The sequence below is a fragment of the Vibrio xiamenensis genome (assembly GCF_900100015.1).
Taxonomy (GTDB): Bacteria; Pseudomonadota; Gammaproteobacteria; order Enterobacterales; family Vibrionaceae; genus Vibrio; species Vibrio xiamenensis.
The window spans coordinates 117793-134053 of sequence record NZ_FNDD01000004.1; the positions used below are offsets into that span (position 1 = coordinate 117793).

General features: G+C 49.5%; 14 protein-coding genes. 7 read left to right on the forward strand and 7 right to left on the reverse strand.

The features are described from left to right. Positions 1 to 66: 66 nt before the first annotated feature. Positions 67 to 540, reverse strand: coding sequence for a GNAT family N-acetyltransferase (locus tag BLS03_RS05025; RefSeq protein ID WP_093269524.1), 474 nt, complete (start codon positions 538 to 540; stop codon positions 67 to 69). Between the two features lie 157 nt (positions 541 to 697). Continuing rightward, positions 698 to 2425, reverse strand: coding sequence for a SulP family inorganic anion transporter (locus BLS03_RS05030; protein WP_093269526.1), 1728 nt, complete (start codon positions 2423 to 2425; stop codon positions 698 to 700). A 129-nt stretch (positions 2426 to 2554) separates the two neighbouring features. Between BLS03_RS05030 and BLS03_RS05035 the strand changes: the two genes are divergently transcribed. Both BLS03_RS05035 and pdxY read left to right on the forward strand, forming a co-directional pair. Next, positions 2555 to 3397 carry a LysR family transcriptional regulator gene (locus tag BLS03_RS05035; protein WP_093269529.1) on the forward strand — a complete coding sequence of 281 codons (843 nt, stop codon included), beginning with the start codon at positions 2555 to 2557 and terminating at the stop codon, positions 3395 to 3397. A gap of 186 nt (positions 3398 to 3583) precedes the next feature. Continuing rightward, positions 3584 to 4441 carry a pyridoxal kinase PdxY gene (gene pdxY, locus BLS03_RS05040; protein WP_093269531.1) on the forward strand — a complete coding sequence of 286 codons (858 nt, stop codon included), beginning with the start codon at positions 3584 to 3586 and terminating at the stop codon, positions 4439 to 4441. 65 nt (positions 4442 to 4506) lie between these two features. On the opposite strand, the gene BLS03_RS05045 is transcribed toward pdxY, so the two are convergent. Then, on the reverse strand, positions 4507 to 5433 hold the full coding sequence (locus BLS03_RS05045; protein ID WP_176765506.1) for a ketopantoate reductase family protein: 927 nt from the start codon (positions 5431 to 5433) through the stop codon (positions 4507 to 4509). A gap of 286 nt (positions 5434 to 5719) precedes the next feature. Between BLS03_RS05045 and BLS03_RS05050 the strand changes: the two genes are divergently transcribed. Beyond that, entirely contained in the window at positions 5720 to 6469 is a 750-nt protein-coding gene (locus tag BLS03_RS05050) for a helix-turn-helix domain-containing protein (protein WP_093269610.1), read from the forward strand. A gap of 68 nt (positions 6470 to 6537) precedes the next feature. Here the strand turns inward: BLS03_RS05050 and BLS03_RS05055 are convergent, their stop codons facing one another. Next, positions 6538 to 7914 (reverse strand): MFS transporter, encoded by a 1377-nt coding sequence (locus BLS03_RS05055; protein WP_218121987.1) that lies wholly within the window; start codon positions 7912 to 7914, stop codon positions 6538 to 6540. A 117-nt stretch (positions 7915 to 8031) separates the two neighbouring features. Continuing rightward, positions 8032 to 9315, reverse strand: coding sequence for an MFS transporter (locus tag BLS03_RS05060; RefSeq protein ID WP_218121988.1), 1284 nt, complete (start codon positions 9313 to 9315; stop codon positions 8032 to 8034). A 488-nt stretch (positions 9316 to 9803) separates the two neighbouring features. Here BLS03_RS05060 and BLS03_RS05065 point away from each other — a divergent pair, with 488 nt between their 5' ends. From BLS03_RS05065 to BLS03_RS05080, 4 genes are read left to right on the forward strand one after another with little or no spacing between them, the layout of a single operon-like run. Further along, positions 9804 to 10391 carry a CDP-alcohol phosphatidyltransferase family protein gene (locus BLS03_RS05065; protein ID WP_093269536.1) on the forward strand — a complete coding sequence of 196 codons (588 nt, stop codon included), beginning with the start codon at positions 9804 to 9806 and terminating at the stop codon, positions 10389 to 10391. A 10-nt stretch (positions 10392 to 10401) separates the two neighbouring features. After that, positions 10402 to 12096, forward strand: a complete 1695-nt coding sequence (locus BLS03_RS05070; RefSeq protein ID WP_093269539.1) for a bifunctional alpha/beta hydrolase/class I SAM-dependent methyltransferase — start codon at positions 10402 to 10404, stop codon at positions 12094 to 12096. Further along, on the forward strand, positions 12096 to 13211 hold the full coding sequence (locus tag BLS03_RS05075) for a patatin-like phospholipase family protein (protein WP_093269541.1): 1116 nt from the start codon (positions 12096 to 12098) through the stop codon (positions 13209 to 13211). The genes BLS03_RS05070 and BLS03_RS05075 overlap by 1 nt, the downstream gene beginning before the upstream one ends. Next, positions 13211 to 13975, forward strand: coding sequence for an SDR family NAD(P)-dependent oxidoreductase (locus BLS03_RS05080; RefSeq protein ID WP_093269544.1), 765 nt, complete (start codon positions 13211 to 13213; stop codon positions 13973 to 13975). Before BLS03_RS05075 ends, BLS03_RS05080 begins: the two co-directional genes overlap by 1 nt. Here BLS03_RS05080 and BLS03_RS05085 read toward each other — a convergent pair. Next, positions 13961 to 14845 carry a phosphatidate cytidylyltransferase gene (locus BLS03_RS05085; protein WP_093269547.1) on the reverse strand — a complete coding sequence of 295 codons (885 nt, stop codon included), beginning with the start codon at positions 14843 to 14845 and terminating at the stop codon, positions 13961 to 13963. The genes BLS03_RS05080 and BLS03_RS05085 overlap by 15 nt on opposite strands. Next, a complete protein-coding gene (locus tag BLS03_RS05090) occupies positions 14838 to 16184 on the reverse strand; it encodes a hypothetical protein (protein WP_093269549.1) in 1347 nt (448 codons plus the stop codon). The genes BLS03_RS05085 and BLS03_RS05090 overlap by 8 nt, the downstream gene beginning before the upstream one ends. Positions 16185 to 16261: the final 77 nt, after the last annotated feature.

Genomic DNA, 16261 nt, shown 5'->3' on the forward strand with positions numbered 1-16261 from the left:
AGCATCGAGTCACAACCTCTCCCCCTATCACGCCGCTGAAATAACAGCGGCGTTTTTATGCCCAACTTAAACCAGCGACTTAACCAATACTGCTTCGACGTAACGATCGCCAGGTGTAAAATGCTCACCTTGGCGGCGATATCCCGCAGCAAGATAGTAATCGACTAGGAATGGGTGTTGGCTTGGCGTTTTGAGGGTCAGATGCGTATGACCAAGCGCTCGCGCCTCACTTTCAGCCAAATCGAGCAACGCTGAGCCGAGTTTTTGCCCCTTGCAGTTAGGATCAACCGCCAAGCGGCTTAGCACCAAGCCGTATTGTGGGTAATGACTGAGACGACACACGCCCAATAAAGCATTGCCACGCAGGCACAGATACACTTCATTACGCGCTATCCACTGCTGAACAACCGCCAACTCAACCGTGGCAGCGCTAAACACAAAGGCATCAAGCGCATGACAACCAAACGCGCGATGCAATAGCGTCTGAACTGAGCAGGCATCAGCTGCACTAGCAAGACGTAATTGAACAAGGTCAGACATCAAAAAGTTTCTTTAACCCGCTTCTAAGTGCATTTATTCTCTAGCAAAAACCATCTTGTTGCATGCAAAAAACCGCCATCATAGAAACAAACTAATCATTTGCCTAATTAGCGCATTCAGTAACTAGCTTATTTACGTAAACAACTGATTTAAGAAACTAACGCAGGCACTCGGCAAATGCTTTTTGGTGACACGGGTTGCAACGCTGTTTATCCACCACTCTTAGTAGCATCGCAATCGCCGCTTGAGGAGTCGCGAATAACCGCGCTTCGCCGATTTTGTCCAGATAGCCGCTGTCTTTAAGTTCATCAATGACTGCATGTTTTAGAGCGATGATCGCTAGGTAACCGCCGGCGGATTCAAGTCGCTGCGCTTCTTGCTCAAGCATTTGCGCTCCTGCCAAATCAATAAAGTTAATCCCTGAGCCGATCATCAACACCAGCGTATTGCCGCTTGATGTTAATTCACGAAGTCGGCGCTGCACATGGTCGGCAGAGCCAAAAAACAGTGAGCCATCGACTCGAATCAGTTTGATTTGCGGGCACCAGTCAGACTGCTTAAGGCCGATTTGGTTAAGTTGCTGGTGAAACGAAGCCTCTTGCGCGGTCAGCTCAAGTACGCGTGGGCGCGAGGTACGGCGTAAATACAGCACCAAAGACAACATCACGCCGACATAAATGGCAAACTCCAGTTCGATAAACAGCGTCGACAGGAAGGTCGCAGCCAGCACCGCCACTTCGTTATAATTCGCGCGCAAAATCTCTTTAATATGTTTGAAATCAAACAAGTTCCACGCAATCAGCATAATCGAACCGGCAATCGCTGGCATCGGCAAATAAGCAGTGACGTCTGGAATGAACACCACAATCAGCGCTAGCAGCAGCGAGGAGAATATCGCCGCCAGAGGTGTCTGCGCGCCAGCGTCATAATTGGCGCCAGAACGAGTAAATGACCCAGAGCCAACAAAACAGCCGAAAAACGCGCCAACAAAATTAGACAGCCCTTGGCCAACAAACTCTTGGTTACCATTAATGCGCTGACCTGAGCGTAGTGAAATGGCGCGCGCAATCGACACCGCTTCAATCAAGCCAAGCATGGCGATGGCTAAAGCGCCAGATGAGAGCGTTTTAACGGCGCCGGCACTGAATTGCGGGGTAGCAAAAGATGGCAGTTCGCTCGGTAAAGCCCCCACCAAAGCCACACCACGTTGGGGGCCGTCTATCGCCCAGCTCAGCAAGCTCGCCGCGCCAAGACCGAGTAACAGATGTGGTAACTTGCGGCTGATACGTCGCGCAATCACACTAATGATGAGAGATACCGCGCCAACCGCCAACGACAAACCGTGAGTATTCGGAATTTGCAGTGCAATCGCCTGCAGTTCATCCACCAGCGACAAACCGCTAGCAATTTCAACGCCGAGTAGATGTTGCAACTGACTGGCGGCGATTAACACCGCGGCACCTGCGGTAAAACCAATCACCACAGTGTGAGAAATGAAGTTGACTAAGCTACCAAGGCGCAGCGCTCCCATCGCCAATTGAATCACGCCAACCATTAGCGTGAGCGTGACCGCTTGTTGAATGTAATCCTCTGCGCCGTTCGCCAGCGGGCTAATGACACTCATCAGTACAATCGAAAGTGCCGCTGTCGGCCCCGACACCATATGATGGGAAGAGCCAAACAGCGATGCCAAAATGCACACCACAATCGCCGAATACAAACCATATTCAGCGGGCAAACCGGCAATCAACGCGTAAGCCACCCCTTGCGGCAATGCGATCACCGCGCCGGTGATCCCCGCCAGCAGATCTTTTCCGAACATCGCTTGGTTGATTTCTCTGCCCCACTGTAAAAAGGGCAGTAATTTCACTAAATTGGCGGGCATCTACTGGTTCCTCATAACATTGCTAGGCCAATTTAGATATAATTCCATCACGCGTAAAACGAAATAAACTGGCCGTCACAACCAATATTTTCGAATCTTACTTTCGACCCAATATGGAGCGTTCTAACCATGGATATGGTGCTGCTAAAAACCTTTCTTGAAGTGAGCCAAACCCGCAATTTTGCAAAAGCAGCTGACAAACTGTGCGTCTCGCCATCGACCATCAGTGCGCGAATTCGCCAGCTTGAAGAGCACCTGGGGATTTCGCTGTTTACTCGCAAGCATCATCAAGTGTTGCTCACACCGGCCGGAGAGCGCATGGAGCGCCATGCGCACTTTATTTTGCAGGCTTGGGATCGCGCATACGAAGATACCGCGCTGAGCGAAAAGCACAAACGCCGCTTAGTGATTGCCGGTGTCGCAAGCCTCTGGGATGTGTTTTTGCAGCGCTGGCTCAATGATATCTACCGCGACTTTCCAACCCTGGGCATTCGCGCCGAAGAGAGTACTCCGCTACGCGTGGTCGACAAATTAGAAAAAGGCATGATTGATCTTGGCTTTCTCTACGAGCCGCCACTAATCAAGGGCATCGCTGTAGAAGAAATCACCAAAGTACAATTACAACTGGTCTCAAGTGAGCCTGAGCAAAACGTCGAACACGCGATTGGCGAAGGTTATATTCGCGTCGAATGGGGCAAAACCTTTGCCACTCTGCACGAAAGCTTTTTTCCCCAGCGATTATTAGCGCGAGCCCGAGTCAATAGCGGCGGTATTGCGCTTAGTTTGATTCGCTACTGCGGCGGCGCGGCTTATCTGCCCACTTCCGTGGTCAGTCCGCTGCTGGCAAGTGGCGAGCTACACAGCGTCGCTGATGCGCCCAATATTGAAATGAAAGCCTACGCCGCATACCACGTGCGCAGCGAGCAAAGTGAACTGGTTAAAGAACTGCTGAGTCACGATCAGCATTTCTAGCCAAGCTTGTTAGTGTTTTGAACATGCTATGCCTTATGTTTACCCACATAATCCGAGCATTTAGAAACAGATAGCGATATCATTTGACTCTGCGGTGAGAGGCTGTATTTTGTTGCCGTATTTTAAGTGTGCCTGCCTTAAGTGCCCTTCGGTGACTTAAGCTATCGACTGTTAGTAGAGAAAATCATGAACGGAATCTTATCCATCCAAAGCCATGTGGTATTTGGACACGCGGGCAATAGCTCGGCGGTGTTCCCTATGCAACGAATGGGGTTAGAAGTGTGGCCCATTCACACGGTGCAATTTTCAAATCACACGCAATATCCACAAGGCTTTAGCGGCAAGAGTTTCGATTCTGAAGACATTCGTACTTTGGTCAAGGGCCTTGACAACATCGGCAAACTTAAAGATTGCCAAGCGGTGATCTCCGGCTATCAAGGCAGCGCAGACCAATGCTTGGCCGTGGCGCAAGCCGTCGAACAGATTCGCGCCCAAAACCCAAACGCGCGCTATGTGTGTGACCCTGTGATGGGCGACCCGCAAAAAGGCTGTATCGTCTCCGATGGCGTCGCTGAGCATTTGGTGCAAACGCTGATGCCGATGGCCGATGTGATCGTGCCCAACCAATTTGAGCTGACCGCATTTACTGGCGTTGAAATAAGCAACCTTGAGCAAGCCATCACCGCCTGTCGTAAGGCGTTGGATCTTGGTCCGAAAGTGGTGCTGGTGAAACACCTGCACTCGCTAGCGCAAGGCGTATTCAGCACCATTCTTGCCACCGAGCAAGGCTGCTATTTGATTGAGCGCCCGGAGCTGGAATTTGCCAAAGCGCCCGTCGGTGTTGGCGATCTGATCAGCGCTATTTTTACCGCCTGTTTGGTAAAAGGCATGGCCCCACTTGAGGCGTTTCGCCACACCAACAACGCGGTGTATGGCGTATTGGAAACCACTGCGAAACATGGTTCATGGGAACTGATGACAGTCTTTGGCCAAGAAGAGATCGTCAATCCAAGCCACGATTTCGCGCCGCAGCCAATTGGCTAACTTGCCAAGCAGCAACCACAAAAAAAGGAAGCCTTAGCTTCCTTTTTTATCGCTTAAATCAAGACTTAACCGTAGATATCGTACGCACCTTCAATGGCGTGAATCAAGTCGACAATCAAAGTGTTATACGGCGTTGGCACACCATAGCGTTTGGCCTGCTCGACAATCGCGCCGTTGATGGCATCAATTTCCATTTTGACGTGATTTTTGCGGTCTTGGTACATCGAAGAATAACCACCGCCTGCGGTTTCACACACACTCTTGACCATTTCTAACGCTTCACGGCGGTCGAAATATGTGCCGTCTGCTTCCGCCACTTCAATCGCTTCATAGATTAAGCGCTTGGCAAAATCCCATGCGTGTTGGTTTTTAAGCATGTAACCAATCGGCGTTTGAGTAATGGCGGTAAAGGTATTGACCGACAAATTGACCAGCAACTTACTCCAGATAATGCGCTGAATGTCATCGGTCACATCAATCGCAAAACCTGCCTGTTCAAGTAGCTGCGCGGCGGTTTGAATCTGTTGTTCGGCGTTGAAATTGCTGCCAATCGTGGTCACGCCAGAAGCGGGATGCTTGATTTGGCCGCGGGTTAAGTTCACCGCGTTATGCTTACTAGTGCCGATAATAATATTATGTTTATCAACGTATTGTTCGATAAGCCTGTCGTTACCCGCGCCGTTTTGCAGTGTCATCACCAAGGTCGTAGGCTTAAATAGCGCGCGGTTTTGCTCCAGCGCCACTTGGGTGTAGGTGGATTTAACAAACACAATCACCACATCCACCGCCTGCTCGCACTCACCGGACACATACGCCGACACACCGCTAAAGGTGCGTTGCTCGCCATTTGCCTCAGTCATCACAATGCCGCCTTGGTTGATCGCCTCAACCTGCTCTTTAAGCGCATCAATCATGATCACTTGATGATGCTGACTTAAATACGCGCCATACAGACAACCCATCGCGCCAGCGCCAATCACCGCAATTTTCATAACTCTTGATTTCCTTACACCATCACGCCGCTGACTCATGACTCAGCGCGCAACAAATAACCCAAGTGAATAGTTTGCAGTATATAAACGCCGCTCTATCGCCAGCAAATAGCAAAAGTTTCGTATCAAGAAACTTATTTTTGAGATATTCTCTTAGCAAGAGAATTTTACGCCAATTTGATGAGTATTCTGCCGCGCTTTCATGGCTTTGCATCAAAAACCAGCCAAATGTACCGTTATAAGAACCAAATCAGCGCCCCGAATCACCTCGCGAGAGCTAGTTATCATGGACCTAAAACCCAACGACCATACAACGATTAACCGCCATATCGGTGCGCGCATTCGTACCCATCGCAAAAATCGTGGCATTACCATTCAAGCGCTCGCCGAGCGTATTCACAAAAGCCGCGCGACGGTTTCGAAATACGAAACGGGTGAAATTGGTTTGGATATGGTGACACTGTTTGCCATCGCATCAGCGCTGGAGGTGACGCCCAATCAGCTGATCGATTATCGCGTCAATACGCCTAAAGCCGCGCTGCCTAATTCGGCGCTGAAAACCTTTCACAACGCCACTCAGCTGTACTTTTACTTTTATGATGGCCGCTATAACCGCTTAAAAGATGGCGTGATCAATATATTGCCGCTGGAAAGTAGCCCTAAGCCCTCCGCCAACCAGCAAACTGCGACGCTGACCATCAGCGTGGTGACGCCCAATGGCAAGAACAGTGAAATCTATTACCTTGGTGATGTGACCTATAGTGACAGGTTAATTCGCTTCTCTTTTGTGAATCAATACAACACGTTAGAAGAGAGCCTACTGTATATTTTTAACCCGCTGGAGCTCAGAGACAGTACCTACGGCATGTTGTGTGGCATATCATCTGCTGACATGCGTCCGTGCGCGTTTAAATGTTTGGTGTCGCTAACCAGCCACCCCTACTCAGATGAGCTTAAAGAGCAGCTGCGCCTGACCAAAGATGAACTCAAAGAGTCAAAGAAACTGAATATGTTGGTGATTGATAATGTGCTGTGACCAACACAGCTTAAGGTTAATGCCAACCTAAGCCGTGTGGTCAACTATATAAAATCGTAACAACGCAATTAGGCGACAGCCTGCTCGGTCGCTTGGTTGTGCTTAGTGCCAAGAAAAGCTAAACACAGAGCCGCAACCAATGAACAAAGCCCCATCAAAAGCGCCACATACGCGAGTACGGATGCCAACTCGTCGCCACGCTCAAAGCCTTGTTGCATTAAAATACCCGCAAGCCATGGCGATACAATCGCCCCGGCGCGCCCCATTCCAATCACAAACCCGGTACCAGTGGCGCGCACATGGGTGGGAAACACCACTGCCATTAAGGTGTAAATGCCCGATACTCCCGCATTCGCGAAAAAGCCCGCTGCGGCGGCCAGAGAGCTGAGCTCGGCAAGTTGCGGCTTAGATTGACCAAACAGCGCCACCGCAAGCGAGGTCAGAACTAAAATTACCATCGTCAGAGGTTTGAGACCAATGCGGCGACTGAGAAAGCCAAAACTCAACCCGCCTAATACGCCACCCACGTTGACCCAAAATAACACGCCCGCCGCCGATGCTGCACCAATGCCCATCTGCACCACGATTGCCGGTGTCCATTTGAGAATGTAATAGAAGGTTAGCATTTGGAATAAGTAAGCCAGCGTCATCAAAAGTGTTGCCGCTAAAAGCGCCGGGCTAAAAATATCCAAAATCGAGCTTTTGGCTTGCAAGCGGTTAGCGTTTAAGGCCCGAGTGATAGGCAGTGAAGCCACACCAGTATGACCGAGCTTTTTAAGCGCATGATTGACCCGCGCTAAGGCATTTTGGGGCTGCACACGAGTGAGCCAATGCACCGATTCTGGCAGCAATAACCAAGTGATGGGAAACAGCGCGACCGACAGCCACGCGCCAACGATGAACATATCGCGCCAGCTCGCTCCTTGAGCGCCGAGGATTGCATGCCCTATCGCGCCGCAAGCAATACCGCCAAGGGGATAGCCAATCACCATCAGTGAAATGCACAATCCGCGCTGCTTGTGGTTAGAAAATTCCGCCACTACCGCATTGGTTGAAGACAGCAAACCGCCAATTCCCAGCCCTGTGTAGATGCGCACCGCGCTGAGCGTTTCAATGCTACTAGCCAAACTTGCCGCCCACATTCCCGATGCCATGACCAGCAAACAGCTGAGTAACATAACGCGCCGCCCCAGTTTGTCAGCAATGCCGCCGAGCACAATCGAGCCGATGGCCATGCCAATCAGTTCCATCGACAGCACTAAACCAAGCTCGGCGCGATCTAAGCCAAACTCCGCCATGATCCCAGAGCCCGACACTGCAATGGCTAACACGTCAAAGCCATCCACAGCGCTGAAAAGCACCGTCAAAGCTACAATCAATACTTGGATACGCGTCATCGGTTGTTCATCGATAAACTTGCGCGGGTCAATAACACTCGCCGTCATGGTTACTCTCAATTAAAAACGTCTAGATGGCTAAATCATCTAGAGTTCTCAGCATGAGAGCAACTCAAGTTTGCTCATAGCGATCATGAATGAAATTCAAGATAAGGTATAAAAGTGTTAGCTGAGCTCAATTCCCTTATCAGACTGAGCTGGCAAAGATTGAGCTGGCGTCAGCGGCGCATGACTGTCGAAACGGCGAATCGAGGGCGTCCAACTGGCCAAGAGCGTGGCCACCACCACCGCTGCTGCAGAAACCAACAACACCTGCTGATAACCGAACTTAAGCGCTAAAGGCCCGGCAGCCAATTCACCAAGTGGAATAGTCACAAACGAGCCGAGCGCATCGTAGGCGTAAACTCGCGCCAGTTTGTGAGCTGGAATATGGGTTTGCAGCGCGTGTGACCACACCACGCCAAACACCCCAAAACACAGCCCGGCGATAAAAAACGCTGCCATCAAGGAATAAGGCGAAGCTTGCAGGCCGAGCAAAGCCATGGGCGGCGCGCAAAATACAATGCTGAGCACCCCGATCCATAAATCACGTTTTGGACGCCAACGCAGCGCGGCAAACGAACCAACCATCAAACCTAAGCTTTGCGCGGCGACAATAATCCCCCAATTGGCGCGGCCAAAAGTGTCGTCTGCCACCACTGGCCCCAGAATCATCATCACGCCACTAAACGCGGCGTTCACGATGGCAAATTGCACCACCACCGCCCATACCCAAGAGCGAGTGATAAACTCACGCCAACCTTCGCGCAGGTCATCAATAATATTGCTCGCCGCCGCCAGTTGCGAAGGACCGACGGTGCGAATCATTTGATAAAGCGGCGCAGCAATCGCAAAACCGAGAGCATCAATCACTAGCCCCCACCCCGGCCCGACTGCGCTGGTGAGCAGTCCGCCCAGCGACGCGCCCAAAATCGAGCCGCCATACACACCCGACTGAATATAGGCGTTGGCTTCTCGCAGTTTATTCTCTGGCACGGTTTGCGGCACTAATGCCGATGAGGCTGGCAATGCCATACCAGCCGCCGCGCCATTGACCGCGCCAAGCACAGCTAATGAGACAATCGACGCGCTGCCACCCAGCACTAACCATGCAACCGCGCCTTGCGATAACGCCGCCACCAGCGAGGACAAAAACAACACTGCACTGCGCGAATAGCGATCCGCCAACACACCGCCAAGCAATAGGAAAATCACATTAAATAGCGAGCGCACCGCTACCACTATGCCTAAATCAGCGGCGCTGCCGCCCATATCCAGCACCGCAAACGCCAACGCAATTGGGGCGATACCGTTACCAAGCACGGTTAACAGACGAGCAAAAAACAGATTACGAAACGCGCTGAGTTTAAACACGCTACCGTGGGCAAAATGGGCTGGTGATGAATTCACAATGATGTGACCTGTTAAATAGGAATGAAAACGCTTGGCGAATCAGAGACTCCACCAAAAGCAGCGACGCGCAATTATGTGGCGCGATGCACGCTTAATCAATACCCGTATACCAAGCAAAAGTCACAACCATCGACGTTTGTTGCGCTAAGACAAATTTACGCCATTTTTCGGCTTAGAAATGCAGAGCGTTATTGAACGGACTTAAATTTAAACGCTAGATCTTGAGCTATAAAACACATTGCATCTTAAAGGTGGACTGAATATTTCCCTATCGCCAATAATATTCGCGCTGTTTAATTCATTCCGAGAAGCATGTGTTCTCGATGTGAATCGTATTCCAAACCATAAACCATCATATTTAGGGTAATACATCAATTTCTTGGAAGCATTCTAAAACTTGGATTCCTATTGCTTGTCAATGCAAATAATAGCTGTTAGAGATATCGAAAACCTATTGCCATAACGATATTTATTAATCGTATTTCATGAGCGTATATTTATTAAAGTCGCGTTTTCAATCCTTACTCAGACCGATAGTAAAACGTTTTTATCATTGGGGAATGACCGCCAATCAAATTACTTGTGTTGCGGCTTTCCTTACCATAACAAGCGCTTATCTGCTCTGGTCATTCGGCCCTAGTTTATACTGGTTAGCCTGGCCGGCGATATTGCTGATTCGTATGGCGATGAATGCAATAGATGGCATGTTAGCGAGAGAACACAATCAAGCCTCTAATTTAGGGTTTATTTTAAATGAGCTGTGCGACTTATTATCCGATGGCGCGGTATATATTTCGTTTCTTGCCTGCTCAGCGTTTAATCCCTATTTACTGATTAGCATCGTGTTATTTTCTTGGCTAAGTGAATTTGTTGCGCTCCTCGCACTTCATATCACAGGGCAACGTGCTAATCATGGCCCAATGGGCAAAAGCGACCGTGCTTTGGTTTTCTCTTTATTGGCCATTTGGGTTGCCATTGGCCAGCCGCAATATTGGTTGGTCAGCATGATTCAATGGCTGCTGATCGCTCTCTTGTTTGTGACCATCTACCGACGCATAAACACCACTTTATAGGAACCTATCATTGCAACAAGATACTTTTATTGCTGAAGACGACACTCAGATCGTGTTTCGCTACTGGCATGCAACTCAACCATTAAATCGAGTCATTATATTGTTGCACCGCGGACATGAGCACTCTGGACGGATGCAAGAACTCGCCGAGTTTTTTTGTCGTCAGGGTTATCATGTCTACGCTTGGGATGCGCGCGGTAATGGGTTGTCCGGCGGTGAGCGCGACGCAGCCAGCAGCTTTAATGTCTTCGCTCGAGATCTCGATCAATTTGTCAACTTAGTCAGCCAGCAATCCGGTGTTGCGATCCACAATATGTTTGTGGTTGCTAGTAGCATGGGCGCGGTTATCGCAGCCAGTTGGTTGCACGATCATGCGCCCAAAATTCGCGGAGTCATACTGGCAACAGCCGCTTTTGAAATTCAGCTGTATGTTCCCTTTGCGACCCCGCTTCTCAAATTGGCGCGCCGTTTTGGTTGGATGCCAAGGGTCAGCAGTTACGTCAAATCAAAAGTGCTCACCCATGATCGCATGCAACAAAAGCTATATAACCATGACCCATTGATTTCCGGCGGTATTTCAACCGACTTACTGCTCGATACTCTGTACACTGGCCAAAGACTGATTGCCAACGCTGGCGCTATCGATACTCCGATGTTGGTGCTATGCGCGGGTAAGGATTGGGTAGTCAAGCGATCATCCCAACGTAAATTCTTTCAGCGCCTGACCTCAAACTGGAAAGAATGGCGCTACTATCCCGACTGTTATCACGCACTGTTTCACGAAGACTCACGACAAATCGTGTTTCGAGACTGCCTCGATTTTATCGATCGTGTGTTTAGCGCCAAGCCTCAAAATACCGATTATCAGCAAGCCCACCAACGCGGCTATAGTCGCGACACTTATGACGCGCTGCGATTGCCATCGCTCAATCCCGTTTTCCCGCTGACAAAATGGGCAATGGCGACATTAGGCCAACACAGTGATGGGATTAAACTTGCTCATCAGTGCGGTTTTGATTCGGGGCGCAGCCTGGATTATGTGTACGAAAATCAGCCTCGCGGTCGCAATGCTCTGGGACGCATTATCGATAGCATTTATTTGAACAGCCCTGGCTGGGCGGGCATTCGACGCCGAAAGGACTTGATTGATCAGTTGTTAGAACAGCAATTGGAACGCATCAAAGACAACGGCAATATATTGGATATCGCCGCTGGCAACGGCCGCTATCTACTACCGCCTTTGACCCGTTATCCGAATGTTCAAGCCGAACTTCGCGACTATGACGCTAATAACGTCAAACTGATTCGTCAAAGTGGAGAAGCGTTACAACTCCAACATCTCGATGTCGTCCAAGCTGACGCTTTTGCTCCTCAAAGTTATGCGGTTGAAAACAAGTTTGACGTGGCGATCATCTCGGGGTTATTTGAATTGTTTGGCGACAATCCAACCATTCAAGTCGCATTAGATGGCGTAGCGAAACAGCTAAAGCCCGGCGGTATCTTGATCTACACCAACCAAGCTTGGCATCCACAACAAGAATTCATCGCGCGAACCTTAACCAATCATCAGGGTGAACCCTGGGTCATGCGCTGCCGCTCTCAAGCGGAAATGGATCAATTGGTCAGCCTAAGTGGATTGAAAAAAATCCAAACCCAAGTTGAAGACGCTGGCATCTTTTCAGTATCTGTGGCGGTCAAACCCTAATGGATAACGCGGCGAGCACCACTAAGCCGTTTCGCCATGCCATGGTATTTTCCGGCGGTGGATTTCGCTTTGGTTATTATCTTGGCATGCACGCCGCCGCCAGTGAATGCGGGCGTCAGCCCGATGCGATTTTTGCCGCTTGTGGCGGCGCGATTGCCGCGGGCATTGTTGCATGTTTTCAAGACGATGAAAGCCGTAAACAGGTGCTTGTCAGTCAAGAAATGTATCGCATGTATCGAAGAATTCAGGTGCAAAGTCAGGTGCGATTATGGCGAACATTAACAGCCGCCATAGGGCGTTTTTGCTCAACCTCCATCCCTCGCTCGGCGGCTAACCTTGCCCAGTTCGCGCTGTTTAATGTTGAAGATGAAAACGACACGCCGCTATTTCCGTTTCGAGGCGATTACGCCGGTGAGCCACACATTGCCATCATCGCAGCAAAGGTGTTAGCTTCAAGTCAAACCGGCAAGGCGCAAACTCATGCGCCATCCTTTGCTGAAGCAATATTATGCAGCCCCAAATTAGCCATGGCGCTTGGCAGCTTTCCCTATCAGCCGCCATCACCACGAATCAGCGAAACGCTACAGTTAGAGACATCAATTCCGCTGGCAACGGCAATTCGAATCTCGATTGGTGATATTGGCTATCTTGCGCCATTTACCCACCACCACACATCGTATATTGGCGGAATGCTCAATTTGATTCCACACCAATACGCGCGCCATTGCGCCAAGCAAATTACGCTGGAATTAAAGCAGCCGTTTTCACCCTTCACTGCCGTGCCGGTGTTCAAGAAATATCTTGGTTTTGATCCTAATCGGCGCCTGCGAGAGTGGCATGATAGCGCTGTCGATAACTGGTGTGATACCAGTGATAGTCACCGTGTGCTCAAAGATGATCAGATCAGGAAAAAACTTGCATGGCGGGCGAACCGTTTGATGGTTGAAGCGCCGCCAAGCTACGATGCATTTCAAAAAATGATGCTCGCGCAGTGGCAATATGGCTATCAGCGCGGTTTGGCGTGTTATCGCTCGCCTAAGAATATTCGAACGAGAATGCGCAATGCCAATCGGCTCAATACATCCGCTCAATTTCGCCAATTGATGGAGCGCTAATGGACAATCCAAATACGCTCAAAACAAAGCGAGTATTGATTATTGGTGGTACACGAGGATTGGGCCTAGCGCTTGCCCAACACTATTTAGCGATTGGCTGCCAGGTCACCATTTTGGGCCGAGATGTCAGTCAAATTCCCACCTCGATACACATCGATTACCCACATGTGACCTGCGCGAGCGTGGATGTCGGTGACCAAATGGCTTTGGCGGAATTTTTCTCATCCTTAGAAGAGGTCCCCGAACTCTGCATTTATAACGCCGGCTACTATTTTAATCAGCGTAAACAGCGGTTAACCCTAGCGGAAACCAAGCAGATGTTGGCGGTCAACAAATTCGGCTTTGACGATTGCTTTCGCATTGTAAGCCAGAAAATGCTCGTTGCTGGTCGTGGACACTTAGTCGCCATTGCATCGGTTGCTGGCACCATACGCTCTAAACGCCCTTCGCTATATGCGATGCTCAAAGCGCAAATGATTCACTCCGCACTGGATTACCGCGCCACCTTGCAGCCCTTTGGGATCAACGTGACAGTGATTGCTCCTGGGTATATTGACACGCCAAGGTTAAGAGAATTAAACGGCGGCGATGCCACCCATAAACCGTTTTTAGTGTCACAGGCAACCGCGGTGGCGGAAATCACTCAGGCAATCGAAACGCAGCGAGCGCTACATATATTCCCTAAGCCAATGAAATATATAAGCTACTTACTCAATTTGTTGCCTGTAGGTATCACCGAACAGATTGTTTCAAAACGCAAATAGCGCTGGCTCCATCAACTGGTAACTAAACATCCACAACACAGGCGCACTGATAAGCAAGCTATCGATGCGATCAAGCAAACCGCCGTGTCCGGGGATCAGCGCTCCCATGTCTTTCACCCCAACTCGCCGCTTGTATAGCGAGACCAGCAGATCGCCGCAAATCCCGGTGATCGCCAGCAACATACTGACGCTCAACGCAACCATCGGTTCAAGATCAAGCAGATAACCACCGACAAAAACGCCCAGCAAACTGCTGGTTAACACCCCACCCAGTGCGCCTTCACGCGTTTTGTTGGGGCTCACGTTTTGCAGCAGCTTAGATTTTCCGCACGATTTGCCCCAAAAATACTGACTGACATCATTAATCTGAGTGACGAAAAACAGATAAAGCACCCAACTGATGCCATCTCCTTGCGCATCAAAAGCCAATAACTGCGACATTGCGACTATCGAAGCAAATAAACACAGCAATAACGTCATTGATAATTTTTTATTGCCGTGGCGCAGCGATGTTGTGACCGCCAAAGTGAATAAGAGCGAAGATAGAACCAGCAATGACACCAGCGGACTCACTGACCACAATGCTGCAGATGCGGGCAATAACACCACCCCAATTGCCGCATTCCACTTCGATAATGGATGGTGCTGGCTTAATATTTCCAAAGCGCCATAGGCACCAAGCAGCCATATCAATAGCTGAAAGTAGCGCTGTCCGGCAAATGTGACTAACGCCAGCACGCCGAGCATCCACCACCAAGAGCGAACCCTTAGATAAAAATTACCCTGCTTATTTATCGGGCTTACCAGCAGGCCGCCCATGACCGCGGATAACACCAGTAAACAGCCATTGATAAAGACTTGATCAACCATCACAACGGCCGCCTTGCATCGCGAGCAATGTGGGCTCAGCTAGGTAGTGCTCAGGAACATGAGTCGGCCATGCTTTAGCCTCAATACGCTGTGCCAACTCTTCGTCGTCGCGGCCTTGATATCGGGCATAACACAGTATCGCAGCCACGCTGCGGCTTATGCCCATTGTGCAATGCACATAAATGTCTTCCGTTGGATAGCGTTGTTGCCACAGCTCAAGTAGTCGGCAAATTTTTAGCATCTGCCGCGCATCAATCGGCGCTAAATCAAGCAAGGGTAAAGATTGATACTCTAGCCACAAGCTTGGCTGAGCGGCCAATTCAGCGCCTAAATCCAAGCAGCGCGTATTTTGAGGTAGTGCAGCGCGCTCTTTAGCCGAGAGATGGCGCCCTAGGTACAAATGCACCCCGACTGAAATAAAAGCCGCTGAACGGCGCCACACTTTCCCGCGCCATAACAAATGGTAACCAATAAGATAAGGCCAAATAACCATTCGGCGAACATGCTTCAGCCCCCCATCTTGCGCTTTACCAAGTAGACGAGGCCGCCTGCTTAAATACGCTATCGACAATAATAAACAGCCAAGCGAACAATACACAAATAACACGGACAGCGAAGGAAAAATCCCGGCCAATAATAAACACATCAACATATTTGCCACATAGAAAAATGCAATCGAATTAAATGTGTAACGGCGAGTTAGCCAAATAATCGCCGCTGAAAATATCAATGCGCTGATAATATCGATAATATGATGTTGCTGTGTGAACAGCGTCGACACAATTAACAGCCCACTCCAAACCCCTAACATTAACGTCACGAACCAGGTTTTAGGTCGCCATAATTTAAGTGGTAATGGTTTAGAACAAGTTGTCTGGGGTAATTGTGCTGTAAACAAAATGATTGCGTACATTACATGCAGCGAAGGCATCTGATTATATTGGTTATCCACGGTATGCAAAACATCATACCAGGGTGACCAGACACCAAAATTGGCATGATCCACCGCGCCATAGCTAAGCGGAAAAAAGAAAAATATCAAGCCAGAACTATGGGTTGCCAGTGTTGTCTGCTGCAATAGGCGTTGTAATGAAGCCCTAGATTGAGAGCGTAAGAACGCCAAACCAAAAAGCAGTCCCGAACTCATATACGGCAATATCATCCAACCTATCGGGCGAATTTGCTGATCCCAAGTGCTGATCATCGATGTATGAACATCGAGGCTTTCTGCATGATAATGATTGGCGTAATAAATAATTAAAAACAGTATCCATTGCCATCCAAGTTGAATACTGCGTTGCATGATACTGGTTGGTTGGGATGTTATTTTTTCAACCATGAAAAAGCTCAATGTCTAATAATCTAAAAATAGTAAATGAAGCAAATCGACCACTGCAATCAGTTTGCCTTATCGGT

What these genes read in the sequence shown, in the direction of transcription:
- BLS03_RS05025 (WP_093269524.1), bottom strand. Translation starts at nt 540, where the DNA reads ATGTCTGACCTTGTTCAATTACGTCTTGCTAGTGCAGCTGATGCCTGC.
- BLS03_RS05030 (WP_093269526.1), bottom strand. Translation starts at nt 2,425, where the DNA reads ATGCCCGCCAATTTAGTGAAATTACTGCCCTTTTTACAGTGGGGCAGA.
- BLS03_RS05035 (WP_093269529.1), top strand. Translation starts at nt 2,555, where the DNA reads ATGGATATGGTGCTGCTAAAAACCTTTCTTGAAGTGAGCCAAACCCGC.
- pdxY (WP_093269531.1), top strand. Translation starts at nt 3,584, where the DNA reads ATGAACGGAATCTTATCCATCCAAAGCCATGTGGTATTTGGACACGCG.
- BLS03_RS05045 (WP_176765506.1), bottom strand. Translation starts at nt 5,433, where the DNA reads ATGAAAATTGCGGTGATTGGCGCTGGCGCGATGGGTTGTCTGTATGGC.
- BLS03_RS05050 (WP_093269610.1), top strand. Translation starts at nt 5,720, where the DNA reads ATGGACCTAAAACCCAACGACCATACAACGATTAACCGCCATATCGGT.
- BLS03_RS05055 (WP_218121987.1), bottom strand. Translation starts at nt 7,914, where the DNA reads ATGACGGCGAGTGTTATTGACCCGCGCAAGTTTATCGATGAACAACCG.
- BLS03_RS05065 (WP_093269536.1), top strand. Translation starts at nt 9,804, where the DNA reads ATGAGCGTATATTTATTAAAGTCGCGTTTTCAATCCTTACTCAGACCG.
- BLS03_RS05075 (WP_093269541.1), top strand. Translation starts at nt 12,096, where the DNA reads ATGGATAACGCGGCGAGCACCACTAAGCCGTTTCGCCATGCCATGGTA.
- BLS03_RS05080 (WP_093269544.1), top strand. Translation starts at nt 13,211, where the DNA reads ATGGACAATCCAAATACGCTCAAAACAAAGCGAGTATTGATTATTGGT.
- BLS03_RS05085 (WP_093269547.1), bottom strand. Translation starts at nt 14,845, where the DNA reads ATGGTTGATCAAGTCTTTATCAATGGCTGTTTACTGGTGTTATCCGCG.
- BLS03_RS05090 (WP_093269549.1), bottom strand. Translation starts at nt 16,184, where the DNA reads ATGGTTGAAAAAATAACATCCCAACCAACCAGTATCATGCAACGCAGT.